Genomic DNA, 18422 nt, shown 5'->3' with positions numbered 1-18422 from the left:
TTTATAGAAAAAGAATAGTCATACCAGTCAATAGAGAAATGGAGCGAAATTAGAAATTATGAGCCGTGACACAAAGATGCAAGTCAATAAACAGTTTGCGGCCGGGGTGTGGTACGGAATCCTGGCCTATGGGTCATGGGGACTTTTACCCATCTATTGGAAAACACTTAAGGCCGTGCCTTCAGGAGAGCTTTTGGCCCACAGGATTGTGTGGTCGTTTGTATTCGTGGCAGTGGTTTTATTAGCTCTGGGGCGCTGGCATATGCTCAGGGAAGTCTTAGCGATCAGGCGCAACCGATGGGGAGTGCTGCTGGCGTCCCTGTTCGTGAGCATTAATTGGTTTACGTATATCTGGGCTGTGAACAGCGACCATGTGGTGGAGGCAAGCCTGGGCTATTACATTACTCCCTTTTTTATGGTGCTTTTGGGATTGGCGCTGTTGAGAGAACGCTTGGATTTTTGGCAAATTATTTCCTTGCTCATAGCACTGGCAGGAGTAGCTATCATTACGCTTGAATATGGGAAAGTCCCGTGGGTGTCCTTGGCACTGGCTCTGAGTTTTGCCTTGTATGGGTTGGTCAAAAAGCTCATGAATCTGGATTCGCTTACGGGGCTGGCCTTAGAAACCGTAATGGTTACTCCTGTCGCTTTAGCATTTTTACTGACGAGACAGCTAAACGGCAGCGGGGTCTTCGGGCATCTTCCCTGGGGCACAACTGTCCTGCTTTTGGCTTCGGGTGCAATAACCGCCCTGCCTCTGTTCTGGTTTGCCAACGGAGCTAAACGGATACCTTTATCGACCATGGGCTTCATCCAGTATCTCTCTCCCAGCTTGCAGCTCATAATGGGTGTCCTTGTGTTCGGAGAACCGTTTACCCAGCTCGATCTCATAAGCTTTAGTTTAATTTGGATATCCCTGGCTTTGTATACGGTCTCGCGTACGGGAATTGTCAGAGGACTGAGCGCTCCTAAAACATCCGCTCCATTAGGGGAGAAATAAGTGGTACTAGGAAGAATTAACTAGCCTCACGTCCTAGACGAGGCAACCGCTAAACTGTCTTTGCATGTGAGAGGTGCAAAAAATTCTGCGCTGCAGTATTTTTTGCACCTTTAGCTTTTTGCACATGTTTTGCATCGCCCGTTATATTAAGTTGAGAATCAACGGATAATTTCCCCAAATGCGCGTGGTTATGCAGAATTAGCACCCGGAGGCGGCAGATGCAAGAAATATTTTGAGGATGGAATTTACAAAAAAGGCAGTAAGACTTGTTGGCATAATTTTTGCTTAATTTTAAGGTGTGCTCTTGAAGTCCGTTTTGTGGAAGGAAGGGAAGGCAGGAGCAAGAGCTTGTGATATGGAACAGGAAGCAAAGGTGTAGCAACAAGATTGGAGCGAGATCTGAGAACACAAAGGGGGACTGTGACCAAGTGCGAATCAATCGTGCTAATCATGGCATTACGAGATGAGAATGAGCGACAAGGAGGAAATAATTTTGAAAGTAAACATGACTGCCCAAGCCAGCGTTGGGCTTAACTTACTCGCGCACGATCAGCTTGAAGAAATTCATTCCGCGACCCTGCAAGTCTTAAACACGGTTGGGGTGGAAGTGTACGAACAAGAAGCTCTCCAGCTTTTGCAAGCTGCAGGCGCTTATGTGGACGGTACCCGCGTGCGCATTCCGGTGAGATTGGTACAGGAAGCGTTGGCTTCCGCGCCGAAATCCGTAACTCTTTACAACCGTGCGGGCGAACCGGCCTGCATCCTGGAAAAGGGCAGAATCCACTACGGCACGGGGTCTGACACTCCTTACACGATGGATATCGAAACCGGGGAGCGCCGGATTGCCACGAATAAGGATGTGGAAAACGCAGCCAAACTGGCGGATGCCCTGGATCACATTGATTTCGTCATGTCGTTGGGACTGTCTTCAGATGTGCCCAAAGAAGCATCTGATGTGTATCAATATCAGGCCATGGTGACGAACACCACGAAACCGATTGTGTTCACGGCCCATGATAAAGAGGGCTTGCTTGCCATTCATGAGATCTCTTCGGTGGTGGCCGGTGGGGACAGAGAACTTGCAATGAAGCCGTTCCTGGCTCTGTACGCTGAACCTACTTCTCCTCTCCTGCACACCCAGGAAGCTTTGGAAAAGTTACTGGTTTGTGCCGATAAGGAGATTCCGCTCATTTATGTTCCGGCTACCATGCGTGGTGCTACCGGACCTGTCACTCCTGCCGGTTCCCTGGTTGTGGCCAATGCCGAGCAACTGTCCGGCTTAGTCATCCACCAGCTGAAGCGCAAAGGAGCACCGTTTATCTATGGCGGTGGCACTCCGCCGATGGATCTTAAGACTTCGATTTGCTCTTACGGATCCGCTGAGCGCGATCTGGGTTGTACCTCTCTGGTGAAAATCGGTCAGTTCTACAACCTCCCGACCTTCACCACTGCCGGTTGCAGTGATGCCCATGTTTTCGACCAACAAGCCGGTGCGGAAGCAGGATTCAATCTTCTGATCGAAGGTCTCGCCGGGGGCAATCTCATTCACGATTCCGGCTATATCGGCATCGGGCTCATTTCTTCCATGGAGATGCTGGTACTGTGCGATGAAACGGTCGCGAATGTCAAATATTATCTCAAGGGTGTCGAAGTGAACGCCGAAACGCTGGCTCTGGATGTGATCAAAGCAGTTGGACCCGGCGGCAACTTCCTGGGCGAAGTGCACACGGTGAAGAATTTCCGTCAGAACCGCCTTGAAACCAAGGTCGTAAATCGCTTGAATTTAGATACTTGGGAAGCATCAGGAGCCAAAACCTTTGCGGAGCGCGCCAATGAACGAGTAAAAAAGCTGCTGGCTGAGCACGAAGTGCCCCAACTGCCGCAAGATGTCGCAGGAAAAATCCATGAAATTGTAACCAGAGAGAGGAAGCACGGATAATGAACTCAATGCAGCACAACTCTGAAGTACTGATCTTAACCGGTCGTGACCTGACGCTGGCAGATGTAGTTAGAGTCGCTCGGGGCGTGGGGCAAAACGAGAAAACCTATCCTGAGGTCCGGCTTGCGCCTGAGGCCCGGGAGCATTTAATAAAGGTAAGGAGATATATCGAGCAGAATTGGCTTAAGCCTGACGCGCCCACAATTTATGGGTTCAATTCCGGAGTGGGCAAGCTCAAAGATACTCATATTGCCCCTGAGGAAAATGATCTCTTTCAAAAAATGATTATTGAATCCCATTGTTCCGGTATCGGGGATGCAGCCAGGGAAGAAGTAGTGCGGGCTACCATGCTCATGCGCGCCAACGCTCTGGCCAAAGGGGTTTCCGGCGTGCGCGTGCAAGTAGTGGAGCGCCTGCTCGAGATGTTGAATTGCGGCGTGCATCCGGTAATGCCACTTCTCGGCTCCGTCGGAGCGAGCGGGGACTTGGCGCCGATGGCGCATTTAGTCTCGGTTTTGGTCGGACATCCGGAGGCAGAAGCCTTCTTCCAAGGGGAGCGTCTTCCGGCCCAGGAGGCTTTGCAGCTGGCAGGACTTGAACCGACTTTCGAAATGAAAGCCAAAGACACGTTAGGTATGATCAATGGCTGCACTTTTACTTTGGGTATGGCAGTCCTAGCTACCCATGACGCCAGGAGAGTGGTAAAGCTTGCTGATGTGGCCTGTGCTCTGAGCATGGAAGCGATGCGCGGCGAGATGGGTGCTTTTGATCCCCGGATTCAGGAAGCGCGCAACCATCCCGGACAAATCCAGGCAGCGGAAAATATCCGTACCCTCTTGAGGGGCAGCCAGTTGACTACGGATGGAGCCCGCAAAATTAAGCTCAAAGATGAAATCCGCGAAGGGGAATGGCAGCCGCGTGTTCAGGATGCCTATTCTCTGCGCTGCGTGCCGCAGGTGCACGGGGCTGTTTTGGATGTGCTGGATTTTGTGGACCAGGTTTTAGTGCGGGAAGCCAATGCCGCTACCGACAACCCGCTCATGTTTATGGAAGAAAACGGAGAGTATACGGGGATTAGCGGGGGCAATTTCCACGGGGAGTACCTGGCTTTTGCCATGGACTTCCTCACGGTGGCGATTCACGAAATCGGGAATATTTCCGAGCGCCGCAGTGCCCGTCTCTTAGATCCGACGATGAGCTACGGCTTACCGCGTAACTTAGTAGGGTCTACCGTTGGACTTAATACAGGCTTTACCCTGGCCCAGTGTGCGGCAGCAGCTATAGTAAGCGAGAACAAAACCCTCTGCTTCCCGGCCAGCGCTGATTCTATCCCCACTAAGAGCAACCAGGAAGACCATGTGAGCATGTCCACCTGGGCTGCGCGCAAAGCAGAAATGGTGCTTAAGAATCTGTTCAAAATTCTGGGTATTGAAGTTCTCTGCGCTGCCCAAGGGATTGCCTGTGTTGAGGGGCAGTTGCTGGGCTTGAAGTTGTCTCCCGTGACGCAGAGGGTGTATGATAGGATCAGGCAGGATATTCCGGCTACGGGTGATGACCGTTATATGAACAAGCAGATGCGGCTAGCTATCGAGCTTGCAGAAACGGATGCCTTAATTGAAGAGGTGTAAATAATGAAGCCTTTGGTGGAAATGCTTTCTGAGCAGGAAGTACAGGAAATTCACAGGGCCAGTTTGGAAGTCTTAGATACGACCGGGGTTGAGTTTCATGGGGATAGGGCCCTGGAACGGTTTAGGTCCAAGGGTGCCAGAGTGGAAGGGAACAAAGTATATCTCAGCCCCAGGCTGGTCGAAGAAACTGTGGCTATGGCCCCTGCCCGCTTTTTGCTCGAGGCGCGTGACCCTGCCCGTTCGGTCTGGATTGGGGAGGATACCGTGTGCGCTCCGCCGGCCGGAGTGGTATATATTCAGGATGCCAAGGAAGGCAGGAGACTAGCTAACTTAGAGGATTACCTTAATTTAGTGCGGATCATCCACCAGAGTTCTGTTTTTGGAACGAATGGAGGCGGCCTCGTAATTCCTGAGGCTCCCTCCTTTTCTGACGTTGAGAAATATGCCTGGATGGTGTTTGCAGGGCATTGGTATTCGGATAAGCCGCAGATGGGCTTTGCCTTAGGGGAGGAGATCTCCCGCACAGTCCTGGAAATAGCGGATATTGTCTTTGAAGGACGGCCTGGCTGCCATACGATCGGCACGGTCAACCCTGACTCCCCGTTAATCTTTTCCGAAAAAATGATCGAGGGGCTGTTTGCGTTTGCGCGTGCCGGACAACCGGTGATTATTGCTCCATGCAGTATGGCGATGGCCACCAGCCCGGTGACTTTGGCCGGCACGCTGGTGGTAAATAATGCCGAAGTCCTGGCCGGAATAGTCCTTGCGCAGCTCATCAACCCCGGAACTCCTGTCGTCTACGGCAATACCTCCACGATTTCAGATATGCAGACCATGGCCATTGCTTTGGGCGCGCCGGAACTCTCCCTGCTTGTCGCGGCCACGGCCCAACTGGCCCGCTTCTATAAAGTCCCTTCACGTACAGGCGGGGCTCTTACAGATGCCAAGACGCCTGATATCCAGGCGGGAATGGAGTCTATGCTCTCCATGTTTACTTCTCTGGCCAGTCAGGCTAGTATTGTCATGCATGCCGGGGGGATTTTGGATTCTTTCCTTACCCTCTCATACGAAAAGCTTATTATGGATGAAGATGTAAACGGCATGGCCGCGCGTTTCCTGCGGGGAATTAAGGTTAATGAAGAAAGTCTGGCTCTGGAAATGATTAAAGAAAAAGGTCCAGGCAGCCACTTCCTGGACACTAACCATACGATGAAGCATTTTAAGCAGGAATTTTGGCGGCCGCAGCTTAGTGACCGGCAAGTGTTCCAGGCTAATCGCGACTATAAAAGTTATATGGTGGAAAAGGCCACTGCGGCCTGGCAGAACAGGATAGCCACCTTTGAACGACCGGTGTTAAAACCCGAAGTCGAGGAAGGCCTGCTTAAGTATTACCGCGACAGATTCGGGCGGGAGCCATATTAGCAGGAGTCAGGAGTCAGCAGTGGGGAGTCGGGAGTCTAGGAAATTGGTCGTGTTTTTATACGAACCTCCGGTTTTGAGGTTCGAAAGTCCGGAATTAAGGTTTGAAGTTCCGGATTCATTGTTTATTCGAACCACGAACATCGAACTTCGAATATCGATTTTTGGGGGGTGAAGTGGTGGAACTGGAGCTTAAGGTGAATGGCAAAACGTATAGCCTGGAAGTAGACCCGGAGTCCAGGCTGTTGGATGTTTTGCGGGAAGAATTAGGGTTAACCGGGGCTAAGGAAGGATGTGGGGAAGGGGAGTGCGGTGCTTGTACGGTCATCCTGGACGACCTTGCGGTTAATTCCTGCCTGGTCCTGGCAGTTCAGGCTCGGGGGAAAAAGATTTTAACCGTCGAGGGACTGGCCGAAAACGGAGAATTAGACAGGATGCAGCAGGCTTTTATCGACAATGGGGCTATTCAGTGCGGCTACTGTACTCCCGGCATGCTGATGTCCGCGAAAGCTCTCCTCCTTCGGGAACCCAACCCTACGGAAGAAGAAATCCGCACTGCGCTCTCCGGGAACTTATGCCGCTGTACCGGGTATGTTAATATCGTAAATGCGGTGAAAGATGTGGCCGATGCGAATGCTTCTATCGAGGAAACGGAGGGGTCTGTATGATGCCTGAATTTCAAGTCTCCTGTCCGCAAAGTCTGGCCCAAGTTTTGGCAGAGGCCTCTCGGCTGGAAGGGGAGGTTTTGTTTTTAAGCGGGGGTACGGACCTTATCTTGGAGCTTAGATCCGGGAAGAAGCGGGCAGACTGGCTGATTGATCTGTCCCGGGTTCCGGAGCTGCAATCTATAAAGGAAGAAAGCCTGCTTAAGATTGGGAGCGGGGTAACTTTTACTCAGCTAAGTTCAAATCCGCTTGTCTGGGACAATGCGACATGTCTTGCCCAGGCAGGCAAGCAGTTGGGCTCAACCCAGATTCGCAACCGGGCAACCCTGGGGGGCAACATCGCTTCGGCTTCTCCTGCAGGTGACAGCCTCCCGGCTCTGGTGGCATTAGAGGCTGAGGTGAGGATTGAGGGTCCCGGGGGAGCGCGCACACTCGCTGTGGCCGAGTTGCTGGCTGACACGGAAAAAGCGCTTAAGGCTCGTGAGTTGGTTACGGAAATTGTGATTCCACTTCCTGAATCTAAGGGTGAAAGTAGAAGCGCTTTTGTCAAAATCGGGCGCCGCAGCCAAGTGAGTATCGCCCGTCTTAACCTGGCTGCTGTGGTGGAACTGGAAAACGGAATCATGCGCAAGCTGCGTCTGGCTGTGGGAGCGATCGGGAAAGCCCCGCTGCGTTTGTTCGAATTTGAAAGGGAATGGGAAGGGAAACCCGTTACGGCGGAGATGGCAACCGAACTCGCTCGGAGCTTGACTGAGACAGTAGATAAAGCGATTCCGGGCAGACCTTCGCAAGTGTATAAACGGCAGGCGGTGCAAGCTCTGGCTTATGATATTTTTGCCGAACTTTTTCCGGAGCAAGGCTTTGAGCCAAGGGGGTGGCAGCAATGACAGAAGATAAAGGGATGCACGGGCATGCTGATGATCTGGCTGAGCCTAATGAGCTAAAATATGTGGGGCACAACGTACCTCTGCATGACGCCGTAGCTAAGGCCACGGGCAAAATACAGTATACCGGGGATATGGAATTCCCGGGAATGCTTCATGCCAAAATCCTTTTTAGTCCCCTGGCGCATGCCTACATTAAGAAGATTGATGCTTCCGCGGCCTTAGCCCTGCCGGGAGTGGTGGCGGTTTTTACGCATGAAAACACCCCCAAAACCTGCTATAACAGTCAAATTTGGTTTGCCGGGCAGGAAGCGCGCGAAGATGAAAGGCTTTTTCATGATAAAGTCAGGTTCGTGGGAGACCGAGTAGCGGCTGTGCTTGCCATCGATAAAAAGACTGCTGCCAAGGCCGTGAATCTGATCAAAGTGGAGTATGAAGAGTTGCCTGCACTTTTTGATCCGGAGGAAGCTCTGACAGAAAATGCGATCGAAATCCATCCGGGAGGTTCTCCGTTTTTCGAGAAAGAATTTGGGTGTGGTAATGTAAATGAATCTTTTCAGAAAGCGGAGCTAATCGTTGAAGATCGAGTAGAGACGCCCAAGATTCATCACGCCGCGATGGAGACACATGTTTGCATTGCGGTCCCGGATTACAGTGGGAAAATTACGGTCTATACCCCCTGCCAAATCCTTTATTCTGTGCGCCTGGTGGTCGCCAAAGTTTTAGGGCTGCCATATAACAAAGTCCGTATTCTTAAAACTCCCATGGGAGGTTCGTTTGGCGGCAAGCAGGAAGTGACAATTGAGCCTCTGGCTGCATTTATTGCTCAGGTAACCGGGAAGCCGGTTAAGATAGAGTTTAACCGTCAAGAAAGCATTATCTCGACCCGCACGCGCACCAGGACGATCGGTTATGTGCGTACGGCGGTGGATAAAAACGGGAAAATCCTGGCGCGCGAGGTTAAGGCGATTGTTGATACCGGTGCCTACACCTCCAACGGCTCAATCGTAAGTATGGCCATGGGGAAAAAGATTTTCCGCCTTTACCGGATTGAGAACCAGGTTTTCCGGGTGCAGGCGGTGCATACCAATACCCCGGTGGCTGGGGCCGCCCGCGGGTATGGCTCCCCACAGATTCATGCGATCACGGAAATAAACCTGGACCATGTTGCTAATCGTTTGGGCCTTGACCCGGTGGAATTCAGGCTTAGGAATCTCGTACAGCCTTATGACCGGGATTTGAGCGGCGGCCCGTCTTTGGGTAACGCTCGCATCATTGACTGTGTTGAGGAAGGGGCTAAGCTTTTCCGTTGGACTGAACGCCGCAGCCAAGCCCGCGGGAGTGGACGTTTCCGGCGTGGAGTGGGGATGGCGTGCGCCACCCACAGTAACGGGTATTTTGGAGCGTTTCAGGATTTTACCACGATGACTTTGCGCATGCTGGAAGATGGCAGTATGATACTCAACTCCGGCATCCATGAATTAGGCTGCGGCACGGTCACCACCATGAAGCAGATTATCGCTGAGGTTATTGAGATCAACCCGGACAGGATCGAGGCTCCGGAAGGGGATACGGAAACCAGCCCCTATGACGTCGGCTCCCAGTCCAGCCGCGTCACGCATATCTGCGGAGCCGGGGCGCTAAAGGCGGCACAAAAGATTAGAGAAATTTTCCAAAGGGAAGCGGCCAAGGTTTTTGGCTGCGAGCCTGAGGATGTGGTGATGCGCTCTGAGACAGTCTGGTTGAAGCACAAGCCGGGGGAGAAAATGACTTATGGAGAAATGGCACAGCTCATTCAACGGAAAAACCGGACAGAGATCATCGCTACTGAGACCTACCAGGCTGGGGACAACCCCGGCTCTTACGGTGCCAACTTTGTGGAAGTGGAAGTGGACACCCTTACGGGGCTGGTGCGAGTGATAGATTTATTAGCTGTGCATGATGTAGGGAAAGCGATTAATCCGGGTTTTGTCAAAGGACAAATCTATGGCGGGGTACAAATGGGGATCGGCCTCGCGTTAAGCGAAGACCTCCGGATTGACCCCAAGAGCGGGAAAGCCAAAGGGGACAGCTTTGCCAGGTACCACTTGATTAATGCCCCGGATATGCCGCCGGTAAACGTCTTACTCATTGAAAAAGGCGGGGATCTTGGACCTTTTGGTGCCAAAAGCATTGGAGAAATTGCCACCTGTCCGACGGCCCCCGCTGTTGTCAATGCCGTAAACCATGCCTTGGGTACTAACCTTACAACCTTGCCCTTGACGCCGGAGAGGATTCTATGTGCGTTAAGTGAGTAAAGACACGGGGACGGTTCTTGTGTCTTAACGAAAACATAACTTCTGGCATGGTGAACCTGAGGTGCTAAAAAAGCCCACTAACAACAACACACCGGTGCAGGGAGAGCATTCTCCCGCACCGGTGTGTTCATTCCTGGTGTATTTACGCCACAGCTGCTTTGAACATGGCTCCCTTTTAGCTGAGCGCATCAAGATTTAATCGAGGATTCAGGGGGAAAGACCAATTTAACATCGACAGGAGAACCGTCCCCGTGTCTTCCCTGTCTCCCGTGAGTGGAGTAGAGTCTCCACCTGAAGCTTCGATGATGTTTTACTTTAGCAAAACGAGTTCACTAAAGAATCTAAAAAAAGCAGTATAGTTAAGCAATTGGAACAAATAACATGAGAATTTAAGGTAATATATACAAAACAGTCAAAATTATCTGAAATTATAGTTGAGTTGACCGTTCAACTGAAGTATACTATTTTTAGAACGGACGCTCACTAATCTTAGCAACTTAAAGAAAAGGAAAGGAGTATGAGTGAATGGCTGATCGGGATTTGCGGCAATGGCTTGACACATTAGAACAAGAGGGGGAATTAGCTAAGGTAAAAACCGAAGTCGACTGGAACCTGGAAATCGGCGGCATATTACAGGAGGTGTTTGACCGGGGGAATGGCCCTGCCTTACTTTTTGAAAATATTAAAGACCATAAAGATACCTCTTGTACACGGCTCTTTACGGCCTCTATGTCCAGCTACCGGAGGATTGCTCTGATGCTGGGAGTACCCAAAGAGACCCCCTATCCGGAACTGATCAAGATCTGGAGGGAGAGGAGCAGAAAGCCGCTAAAGCCGGTGGTTGTTAAGGACGGGCCGGTAAAGGAAAACATAGTTAAGGGGAAAGACGTCGATTTACTGCAGTTTCCTGCTCCTTACTGGCATAAGCTGGATGGAGGGCGCTACATCGGCACTTTCCACGGGGTGGTGACGAAGGATCCTGATACCGGCTGGACCAACGTGGGCATGTACCGGATGATGGTGCAGGACCGCTATACCACGGGGCTGGCCATACCTACGGGGCAGCACATTTGGGAGCATTGGCGCAAGTGGAAGAAACGCGGGCAGAACATGCCTGTGGCGGTGGTCATTGGCTGGGATCCGGTGTTGCCGGCTACGGCCTGCGCACCGATAGGCCGTGGTGTGGACGAGTATGAGATCATGGGGGCGCTGCGGCAGACTCCGGTGGAACTGGTTAAATGTGAAACTAATGACCTTTATGTACCGGCTTCGGCGGAGATCGTCATCGAAGGCGAGGTTCCTATCGACTTTGCCAAGTTCCGGGAAGAAGGGCCTTTCGGGGAGTATACCGGCTATTACACCTCTGAGGCGTTCAAGCGACCGATATTTGAAGTGAAGTGCATCACCTACCGGAACAACCCCATTTTTCAGGGCACCATGGAAGGGATGCCGATCAATGAGGACCATTTTTTAAGCTCGGTGAACCACAGCGCTGCGGTGTGGGATATTTTGGATGAACGCATGACTGGAGTGACCGGAGTAAACTGTGACCCCAGCACGGCCTGGGCCAACCTGATCGTGCAGATTGACAACAGTTACTATGGGCAGGTGCACCAGGTCGGGGCGAATGTTTGGAGTTCCCACCTTTCCCTGATGATTGGCAAGAACATCATCGTCTGCGATCCTGACGTGGACATCTACGACCTGCGCAAGGTGTTCTGGGCCATTGCCTACCGGGTGCATCCGCCACGGGACATCATCCAGTACCCAGGCTGGGTAGGTATGCTGGACCCGATTGTGCATCCCGACGAGCGGAAATTCGCTGCTGTTAATCAGGGGGTAAGGATGCTCATTGACGCCACTAAGAACATTGAAAACCCCAGGACTGACAAATGGTGGGGTGAGAAGTTTGCTCCGCTTGCCTATTCCGATGAGGAAACTATGGCTAAGGTTAGGGAAAAATGGGCGAAATATGGAATTACCATATAACGGTAGTTGCAGTTTAAACGGTCCCGTCTTTCGCACTTTAAAAATGGGTATGTGGAATTAATATCCAATGGATAAAAAAACATCTTAGCCTGAATCGTGCTGAGGCACGAAATTATCGGTTCTCTGTGTTCGCTCCCATTCTCGGAGCCGTAATGGGATCCGTTGTTCAACATCCATTAAATCGTTGAGTAGTTTTATCGCATCATGAGGATCAGAAAGTCCAAGGGATGAACGAAGAAATATCGTATAAGGATTGTCATTAACCACTGACCACATGTTGATTCTCAAAGACTCAATGCTAATCCGACTCATACTCATACTCATCATACTCAGTTGATCCTGAATTTTCGACTCGCTTATTTTACCGTATCCTTGTTCTTCCGCATACCATCGGAGAAAGGTCAGCACAAAATACGCTAGCACTTTGATAAACAAGTAGGCATCAATTCGCTCTGGAATTTGCACAAAGATGCGCTTTAAATCGAGCAGACCCTTTAGATCACGGAAATTCATCTCGAACTGGTTGCGATCGCGATAGCGGCAGAGTATTTCATTGGCGGAAACGTCCTCTTGCAAGTGATTCGTTAGTATGGCGAAAACGCCATCGTACCGTTTTTGGTGGGCAAAAACGTTCTCATCCCAAGTCCACTACAACAATATGGCCTTGTGTGTATTTCCTGATAACGCCAAGTTCACAAACAGTTTTATTTTCGGGAAATCCTTGAGTAGGCGAACGCCTGCCTGTTCACATTCTGGGAGGGTTTGCAGGTTGCCTTTGTTCAGTTTTCTTGAAAATTTCTCAAATACCGCTTCGCAGGCAACCCGCTGCTTCTCACGGTTTTGTAACTCTTGCTCAGCCTTATGCCCATGACGATAGATCGCACAACGTACGGTTACTTCATGACGTAGGATTGATCCTTTGGGGCGTCGGGTTTGACCCGGCGACAGTTCCGGTTTTTCAAGGTTAGTCAATGTCTATTGTGGCTCGTAAGCCGCCTGATACGAGCGTTCTCTTTTTTGCGCATTTCCTCGGTACTTCGATAGTGGATGTCTGTCCACTGCTCCTGATCCCACGCCTGATCTACAAGTTCACGGAATCGGGTTTCGGAGACGCCTGTTTTCAGGGGTGAAATGAAGCGATATTCCCGCTGCTTCTGGTTTTACAGAAAGAGAATATTTTTCGTGGTCGGGAAGATGCGATCGGCGATCCACACGATGGGGCCGGGCGGCGCTACCCGGATCCATAGCGGCAAGAGCCTTAGGCAAGGTTGTACTATCATTAGTCCCTCTTGGTAGCACATCAAACGAGACAGCGAGCCTAGTGCCAGAGGCCGCGACCAAGTTTGTGACAAGTTGGCTGAGTGAAGCTTGACCTCGACCAGAGCAGACATTGCTTGCTTTAGCAAAAGCTCCGTCAAGTTGTAACACAGACCCGTTCGCAAAAAAAACGGGAGAGGCGAATCTTAAACTGTTCAGAGACTTCCACGGTCATGCCCTGTAAAATATCTCGCATATCAGCTGGGTTCACACCCAGCTTGGAGAGGGTTCGGAGTAGGCGATCGTCGTTCAAAAGATCAGGATCAATGCCAAGACTAAGAAGTTTGTCTGTATGCCATGCTTTGGCTAATGGCTGCACTTCGTAGACTCGGGCGATTCGTTTCGGGTAGGTGAATCGGCAAAGAGCAAGCTGATCAAAATGCCGCTACTTGGAACTTGTTTACGGCTCGCAGCCATTTCTTGTTTCAGATATTTAAGTGATGTATGTTCTTCGCCCAGCACCCGATTGATTCGGCGCAAAACACCAAGTACTGAGAGCAAATATATCGCCACGAGGATGGCTCCGGCAGGTTTGTGTCAGCTTTAATCCGCCTAATAACGCGGTTTGAGCTTGCTTTGGCAGTCGCTGGATGTGTTCGATAATAGCTCCAAGTTCCATATGAGTATTCCCCCTGATAAGCTGAATAGATGTAAGCATAGCCTATCACAAAGGATGGCAATTGTTCAGCGTAGGGGAATGCCTATATTTGTAAAATAACAAATTATGGGTGCGAAAGACGGGAACGGTGTATTTCGTTACAAACCATACAATTTTTTCGTCAAACTAATATTTACTTTATTTCATTTACATTGGTTAAGCTGTTATCCGCACGGTTTAAAGTGCTTTCTGGCTAACAATTTGTAGAGATAAGGAGAATGGAAATGAAAAGATTTTATTTTGTTACGGTTTTGTTGGTCAGTGCTTTATTGGTTATTAGTGGCTGTGGTAATCGAACAGCGCAAACGACCGAGAGTCAAAAAGTAAAGGAATATTCCATTGGGACAATCTTACCGTTGACGGGTAATGCAGGGCAATATGGCGAAGATATGCGGCGGGGCGTAGACTATGCAGTGGAAAAAATTAATTCCCGCTCCAACGAAACAGGTATAAAAGTTTCAGCAATCCATGAAGATAGTCAAGCGTTGCCTGAAAAAGCAGTTAATGCAATGCAGAAACTGGTTCAGGTTAATAAAGTACCTGCAGTCCTAATCGGATTTAGCAGTCCGACCTTAGCAGTAACTCCAATAGCAGATAAAAACAAAACTTTGCTGGTTAATGCCGCTGCAGTTAGCCCAAATCTTGCCGGCGCTGGTCAATATCTATTTAATACGATTGCCCTTCAGGACTACGAGATTAAAGTTTTAATGGACTATGCCTTTAAAGACCTAAACATTCATACTATCGCAGTTATCGGTCAAAACAACGACTTAGGGTTAGGCCTTAGTCAAGCGATTAAAAAGGAATTTCAAGATAGGTTGAAAGGCCAACTCGTTGACTCCGAAATGTATGCTGTAGGTGATACTGATTTTAGAACGCAATTAGCTAAGATTAAACAGTTTAACCCTGATGCCATATATCTCGCAACTGCTGGACAGGATACTGCGTTAGTGATGAAACAAGCGAGAGAAATGAATATTCAAAGCCAGTTTTTGGGCTATCATTCTATCGAAATGCCCCCCAATTTAATGCAATTGGCGGGCCAAGCAGTAAATGGGGCAATATATTCAAGTGGTGAGGGCGAGTTAGATCAGAATTTCATTAAAGATTTTAAAGCCAAGTACGGGAAAGAGCCGGTTTTCACGGACGCAGCATATTACGATGCTACTCAATTTATCTTTCAGGCTATAAGCAAACTGGTAAGTAGCGGGAAAGAGGTAACGGGCGAAAATCTAAGAACTGCGTTTTTGGAAATCCGTGAATTTAAAGGGGTAGCCGGACCAATAAGATTTAATGATAACGGTACGGTATCGACGACTGTTACGCTTAAAAAAGTCAGCGATGGGCAAAAAGGAGTATTTAATCTTATAAAAACAGTCAATCCTTAAGTTTTATTCCGTGGGGTGTAGAGCGAATCGCCTCTATACCCCTATTCGTTTCGTGGAGGTAAAATTATGCTTCAGCAGTTGGTGATTAATGGATTGTTCTCGGGTGGGGTATATGCCCTCCTTGCCATGGGTTTCAATTTAATATGGAGTACCACAAAAGTTTTCGATATAGGCTTTGGAGCTTTATACATAATTGGCGCCTATACAATGTATCTTTTTACAATGGAATTTCATTTTTCGTTTTGGATATCCCTATTGGTGGCTATCCCGATAGTGTTTGTTTTTGCATATCTTTGCTATTCTTTATTGTACCTACCCTTGATTAAAAAAGGGGCATCTGAGTTCGTATTAATTGCCATAAGTTTAGGCGTACTTTCGCTTATGCAAAACTTAATACAGTTGGCTATCCACTCTGAGGCAAAATTCGTACAAGCTTCTGCAGTATTTACCGCGGTCTGGAAACTTGGGGGTGCTACGATTACAGGTACACAAATTGTGGCCGTGGTTTTGAGTCTAGTAGCTCTGATAACATTGACCATTATATTAAAAAGTACCAGTGTAGGCTTAAAAATAAAAGCTATTGAGGATGAACCTATATCTGCAGCTTTTATAGGGATATCCGTTAGCAAAACTAGAGTAATAGCCTATTTCTTTGGCTCAATTCTCGCAGTTCTTGCCAGTTCAATAACGGTTAGCTATACGGGTCTATACCCAGGGATGGGCATGATGGAGGTATTAATGGCTGCCATTGCAGTCCAAGTGGGGGGAATAGGCAGTTTGTTTGGGAGTTTCGTTGGAGGTATATTTCTGGGATTAGTGCAGAATCTAGGGATTTGGAAACTACCCTCTGAATGGCAAAATGCCATTGCATTTCTAGTTTTGACTTTATTTCTTTTGTTTCGACCCAGAGGACTTTTTGGGAAAAAGATATTTAAAATGGAGGTCTAAAAGTGGACTACTTAGCTCATATTGGGGTTATAATCTGCTTCTACGTGATCCTTTCATTATCCTTAGATTTAGTGGTTGGATATACTGGCATTCTATCGATCGCCCAAGGAGCGTTTTATGGTATTGGAGCCTATACTTCAGCTTTGTTGGCAGTTCATTTTGGCTTTTCGCTCTTCGAAGGCTTAATTGCCAGTATTCTGTTTGGAGCAATTATTAGTTTAGTGATCATCTTGCCCGCTCTGCGTGTTGGCGGCTTTTATCTGATCATGATTTCCCTTGCTTTTCAGGAGATTGTTTATAGTATTATGCTCAACTGGAGCTCCTTAACAAAAGGACCTGCAGGAGTAACCAATATCCCTAGGTCCGAGATATTTGGTCAACCAATTGATAATGTTTGGATATTTTTTGTCTTTACAATTATCCTCGCTATAGCTATATTTGTAATTTGCAAGAAAATAGTCAATTCGCCTTTTGGAATAGTTTTAAGAGCAATAAAAGAGGATGAAATTGCTACGGCGGCAATCGGTAAAAATGTAAAGCTATTTAAAACTTTAATTTTGATGATAGCAGGAGCGATAGCCGGTTTGGCAGGAGGACTGTATGCCTTTTACATGGGTTATATCAGTCCTGATAATTTCACCTTTGAGGCATCGTTTTTCATACTTTCCATAGTTTTGGTCGGGGGGGCTGGAACATTACGGGGGCCTTTAGTGGCTGCCATAGTTTTGGTGGCAATACCTGAGATTTTCCGGTTTTTGGGAATGCCGTCATCTGTGGCTGGACCTCTTAGGCAAATAATGTATAGCCTTTTGCTCATCGGGGTTCTTCGTTTCCGTTCTCAGGGGTTGTTTAAGCCTAAGCAACCCATTCTTAAAACGGAGGAGAGTTAGACTTGAATGATAGAGTATTAGAAGTAAACAAAGTCACAAAGAGCTTTGGCGGTAATAAAGCTGTTTCCGATGTTACTTTTTCGTTAAATAAAGGCGCTATCACTGCGCTAATCGGGACCAATGGAGCAGGAAAGACCACGCTATTTAATTTAATAAGTGGCTTCATTAGGCCCGATTACGGAAGTTTAATGTTCCTAGGTCAGAATGTGACTAATAAGTTACCCTATGAAAGGGCTCGTGCCGGGATCGTCCGGACGTTTCAAAATCTTAGGCTGTTTCTAGAAATGTCTGTCATTGAAAATACTAAGGTAGCTATTCCTAAACAAAATAGCAATTTAACTAGGGCTCGGGAGATTATTGATTTCGTTGGACTTGGGAGTGTAGTAAACAAACAAGTTTCTGACTTGTCCTATGGAGAACAAAAATTAGTAGCAATGGCAAGAGCTATTGCTACCGATGGAGACCTTTTTCTTTTAGACGAGCTAATGGCTGGACTGGACGAAAATTGGTTAAATCGCATTCAGCAAATCATAACCACACTCAATGAGAAAGGAAAAACTATATGTCTAATTGAACATAACTTAAATGTTGTTCGTTCAATTGCGCATAGAGTGATTTTTATGAGTGATGGTAAAATTCTTAAAGAGGGAGCCACCGAAGAAGTTTTGTCTGATCAAGGGTTGCGTTCGGTTTATCTCGGAAATTAGATTTGGGGGTTATTATATGTTATTGGAGGTCGATATCAAGGAAGCGGGCTATGGGAAGAGACCAATAATTAGCAATATTCATTTGAAATGTAACGGAGGCGATATCGTAGGGATCTTTGGTCATAATGGAGCAGGAAAAAGTACAATTTTGAAGGCGATTGTCGGTCAACTGCCGTATATTAATGGCCAATTAATAATGGATGGACACCAATTAGCTCCAAATGACAAAAGATCCTTTGGGTTTGTACCTCAAGAACTTGGTATTTTTCCATCTTTAACTGTCGAGGAGAACCTAAAAATAGCGGCCTTAATGACAAATAAAAAGGATAATAATTTTGATTTCGTGTTTGATTTATTCCCGATTTTGCGCGAGAAGTTTTCTTTGCCGGCAGGAAGTTTGAGTGGTGGGCAGCAACAGATGTTGAAGATATCTATGGCCCTGCTCAAAAATCCAAAGGCAATTTTATTGGACGAACCATCAACAGGTCTTGCCCCAATAATGGTAGAAAAAATTATGAGAACCCTTGAGCATATTAAAAATGAAGTGAAGATTCCGATTATGTTAGTCGAACAAAACGTAAATTCTGCTCTAGCCATTGTAGATCACCTTTATGTAATTAACACCGGGAAAACAGTTTATGACGGTAATGTAAAAAGCACGAACCTTGATGTCTTATGGTCTCATCTGTGAAA

15 protein-coding genes are annotated in these 18422 nt (G+C 48.1%); 13 read left to right on the top strand and 2 right to left on the bottom strand.

Annotated elements, in window-relative coordinates:
- Nucleotides 1-58 precede the first annotated feature (58 nt).
- The 8 genes from rarD (at nucleotide 59) to ACYQ2N_RS03790 (ending at nucleotide 11821) form a co-directional block, all read left to right on the top strand.
- Nucleotides 59-1000, top strand: coding sequence for an EamA family transporter RarD (gene rarD, locus ACYQ2N_RS03825; protein ID WP_459997603.1), 942 nt, complete (start codon nucleotides 59-61; stop codon nucleotides 998-1000).
- Between the two features lie 493 nt (nucleotides 1001-1493).
- The gene (locus ACYQ2N_RS03820; RefSeq protein ID WP_459997602.1) at nucleotides 1494-2939 is read left to right on the top strand and encodes a trimethylamine methyltransferase family protein; all 1446 of its coding nucleotides are present in this window, start codon (nucleotides 1494-1496) and stop codon (nucleotides 2937-2939) included.
- Nucleotides 2939-4567 (top strand): histidine ammonia-lyase, encoded by a 1629-nt coding sequence (gene hutH / locus ACYQ2N_RS03815; RefSeq protein ID WP_459997601.1) that lies wholly within the window; start codon nucleotides 2939-2941, stop codon nucleotides 4565-4567. The genes ACYQ2N_RS03820 and hutH overlap by 1 nt, the downstream gene beginning before the upstream one ends.
- A gap of 3 nt (nucleotides 4568-4570) precedes the next feature.
- Nucleotides 4571-5989 carry a trimethylamine methyltransferase family protein gene (locus ACYQ2N_RS03810; protein WP_459997600.1) on the top strand — a complete coding sequence of 473 codons (1419 nt, stop codon included), beginning with the start codon at nucleotides 4571-4573 and terminating at the stop codon, nucleotides 5987-5989.
- A gap of 176 nt (nucleotides 5990-6165) precedes the next feature.
- Nucleotides 6166-6654 (top strand): (2Fe-2S)-binding protein, encoded by a 489-nt coding sequence (locus ACYQ2N_RS03805; RefSeq protein WP_459997599.1) that lies wholly within the window; start codon nucleotides 6166-6168, stop codon nucleotides 6652-6654.
- Complete coding sequence (locus tag ACYQ2N_RS03800; protein ID WP_459997598.1) at nucleotides 6654-7538, top strand: FAD binding domain-containing protein; 885 nt, start codon at nucleotides 6654-6656, stop codon at nucleotides 7536-7538. Before ACYQ2N_RS03805 ends, ACYQ2N_RS03800 begins: the two co-directional genes overlap by 1 nt.
- On the top strand, nucleotides 7535-9832 hold the full coding sequence (locus ACYQ2N_RS03795; protein ID WP_459997597.1) for a xanthine dehydrogenase family protein molybdopterin-binding subunit: 2298 nt from the start codon (nucleotides 7535-7537) through the stop codon (nucleotides 9830-9832). The genes ACYQ2N_RS03800 and ACYQ2N_RS03795 overlap by 4 nt, the downstream gene beginning before the upstream one ends.
- Nucleotides 9833-10357: 525 nt before the next feature.
- Nucleotides 10358-11821 carry a UbiD family decarboxylase gene (locus ACYQ2N_RS03790; protein WP_459997596.1) on the top strand — a complete coding sequence of 488 codons (1464 nt, stop codon included), beginning with the start codon at nucleotides 10358-10360 and terminating at the stop codon, nucleotides 11819-11821.
- A gap of 648 nt (nucleotides 11822-12469) precedes the next feature.
- Here the strand turns inward: ACYQ2N_RS03790 and ACYQ2N_RS03785 are convergent.
- Together ACYQ2N_RS03785 and ACYQ2N_RS03780 are read right to left on the bottom strand one after the other, a co-directional pair.
- Complete coding sequence (locus ACYQ2N_RS03785) at nucleotides 12470-12793, bottom strand: hypothetical protein (RefSeq protein WP_459997595.1); 324 nt, start codon at nucleotides 12791-12793, stop codon at nucleotides 12470-12472.
- 778 nt (nucleotides 12794-13571) lie between these two features.
- Nucleotides 13572-13757, bottom strand: a complete 186-nt coding sequence (locus tag ACYQ2N_RS03780) for a hypothetical protein (protein WP_459997594.1) — start codon at nucleotides 13755-13757, stop codon at nucleotides 13572-13574.
- Nucleotides 13758-14020: 263 nt separating this feature from the next.
- Here ACYQ2N_RS03780 and ACYQ2N_RS03775 point away from each other — a divergent pair, with 263 nt between their 5' ends.
- From ACYQ2N_RS03775 to ACYQ2N_RS03755, 5 genes are all read left to right on the top strand, one after another.
- On the top strand, nucleotides 14021-15184 hold the full coding sequence (locus tag ACYQ2N_RS03775) for an ABC transporter substrate-binding protein (protein WP_459997593.1): 1164 nt from the start codon (nucleotides 14021-14023) through the stop codon (nucleotides 15182-15184).
- 66 nt (nucleotides 15185-15250) lie between these two features.
- Nucleotides 15251-16132, top strand: coding sequence for a branched-chain amino acid ABC transporter permease (locus ACYQ2N_RS03770; RefSeq protein WP_459997592.1), 882 nt, complete (start codon nucleotides 15251-15253; stop codon nucleotides 16130-16132).
- Between the two features lie 2 nt (nucleotides 16133-16134).
- The gene (locus ACYQ2N_RS03765) at nucleotides 16135-17022 is read left to right on the top strand and encodes a branched-chain amino acid ABC transporter permease (RefSeq protein ID WP_459997591.1); all 888 of its coding nucleotides are present in this window, start codon (nucleotides 16135-16137) and stop codon (nucleotides 17020-17022) included.
- Nucleotides 17023-17024: 2 nt separating this feature from the next.
- Entirely contained in the window at nucleotides 17025-17729 is a 705-nt protein-coding gene (locus ACYQ2N_RS03760) for an ABC transporter ATP-binding protein (RefSeq protein WP_459997590.1), read from the top strand.
- Between the two features lie 16 nt (nucleotides 17730-17745).
- Nucleotides 17746-18420, top strand: a complete 675-nt coding sequence (locus ACYQ2N_RS03755; protein ID WP_459997589.1) for an ABC transporter ATP-binding protein — start codon at nucleotides 17746-17748, stop codon at nucleotides 18418-18420.
- The last annotated feature ends 2 nt before the right edge of the window (nucleotides 18421-18422 follow it).

The sequence above is a fragment of the Paradesulfitobacterium aromaticivorans genome, assembly GCF_054657415.1.
Note: the sequence above shows the minus strand (reverse complement) of the source record. Positions and strands in the feature narration are given on the sequence as shown.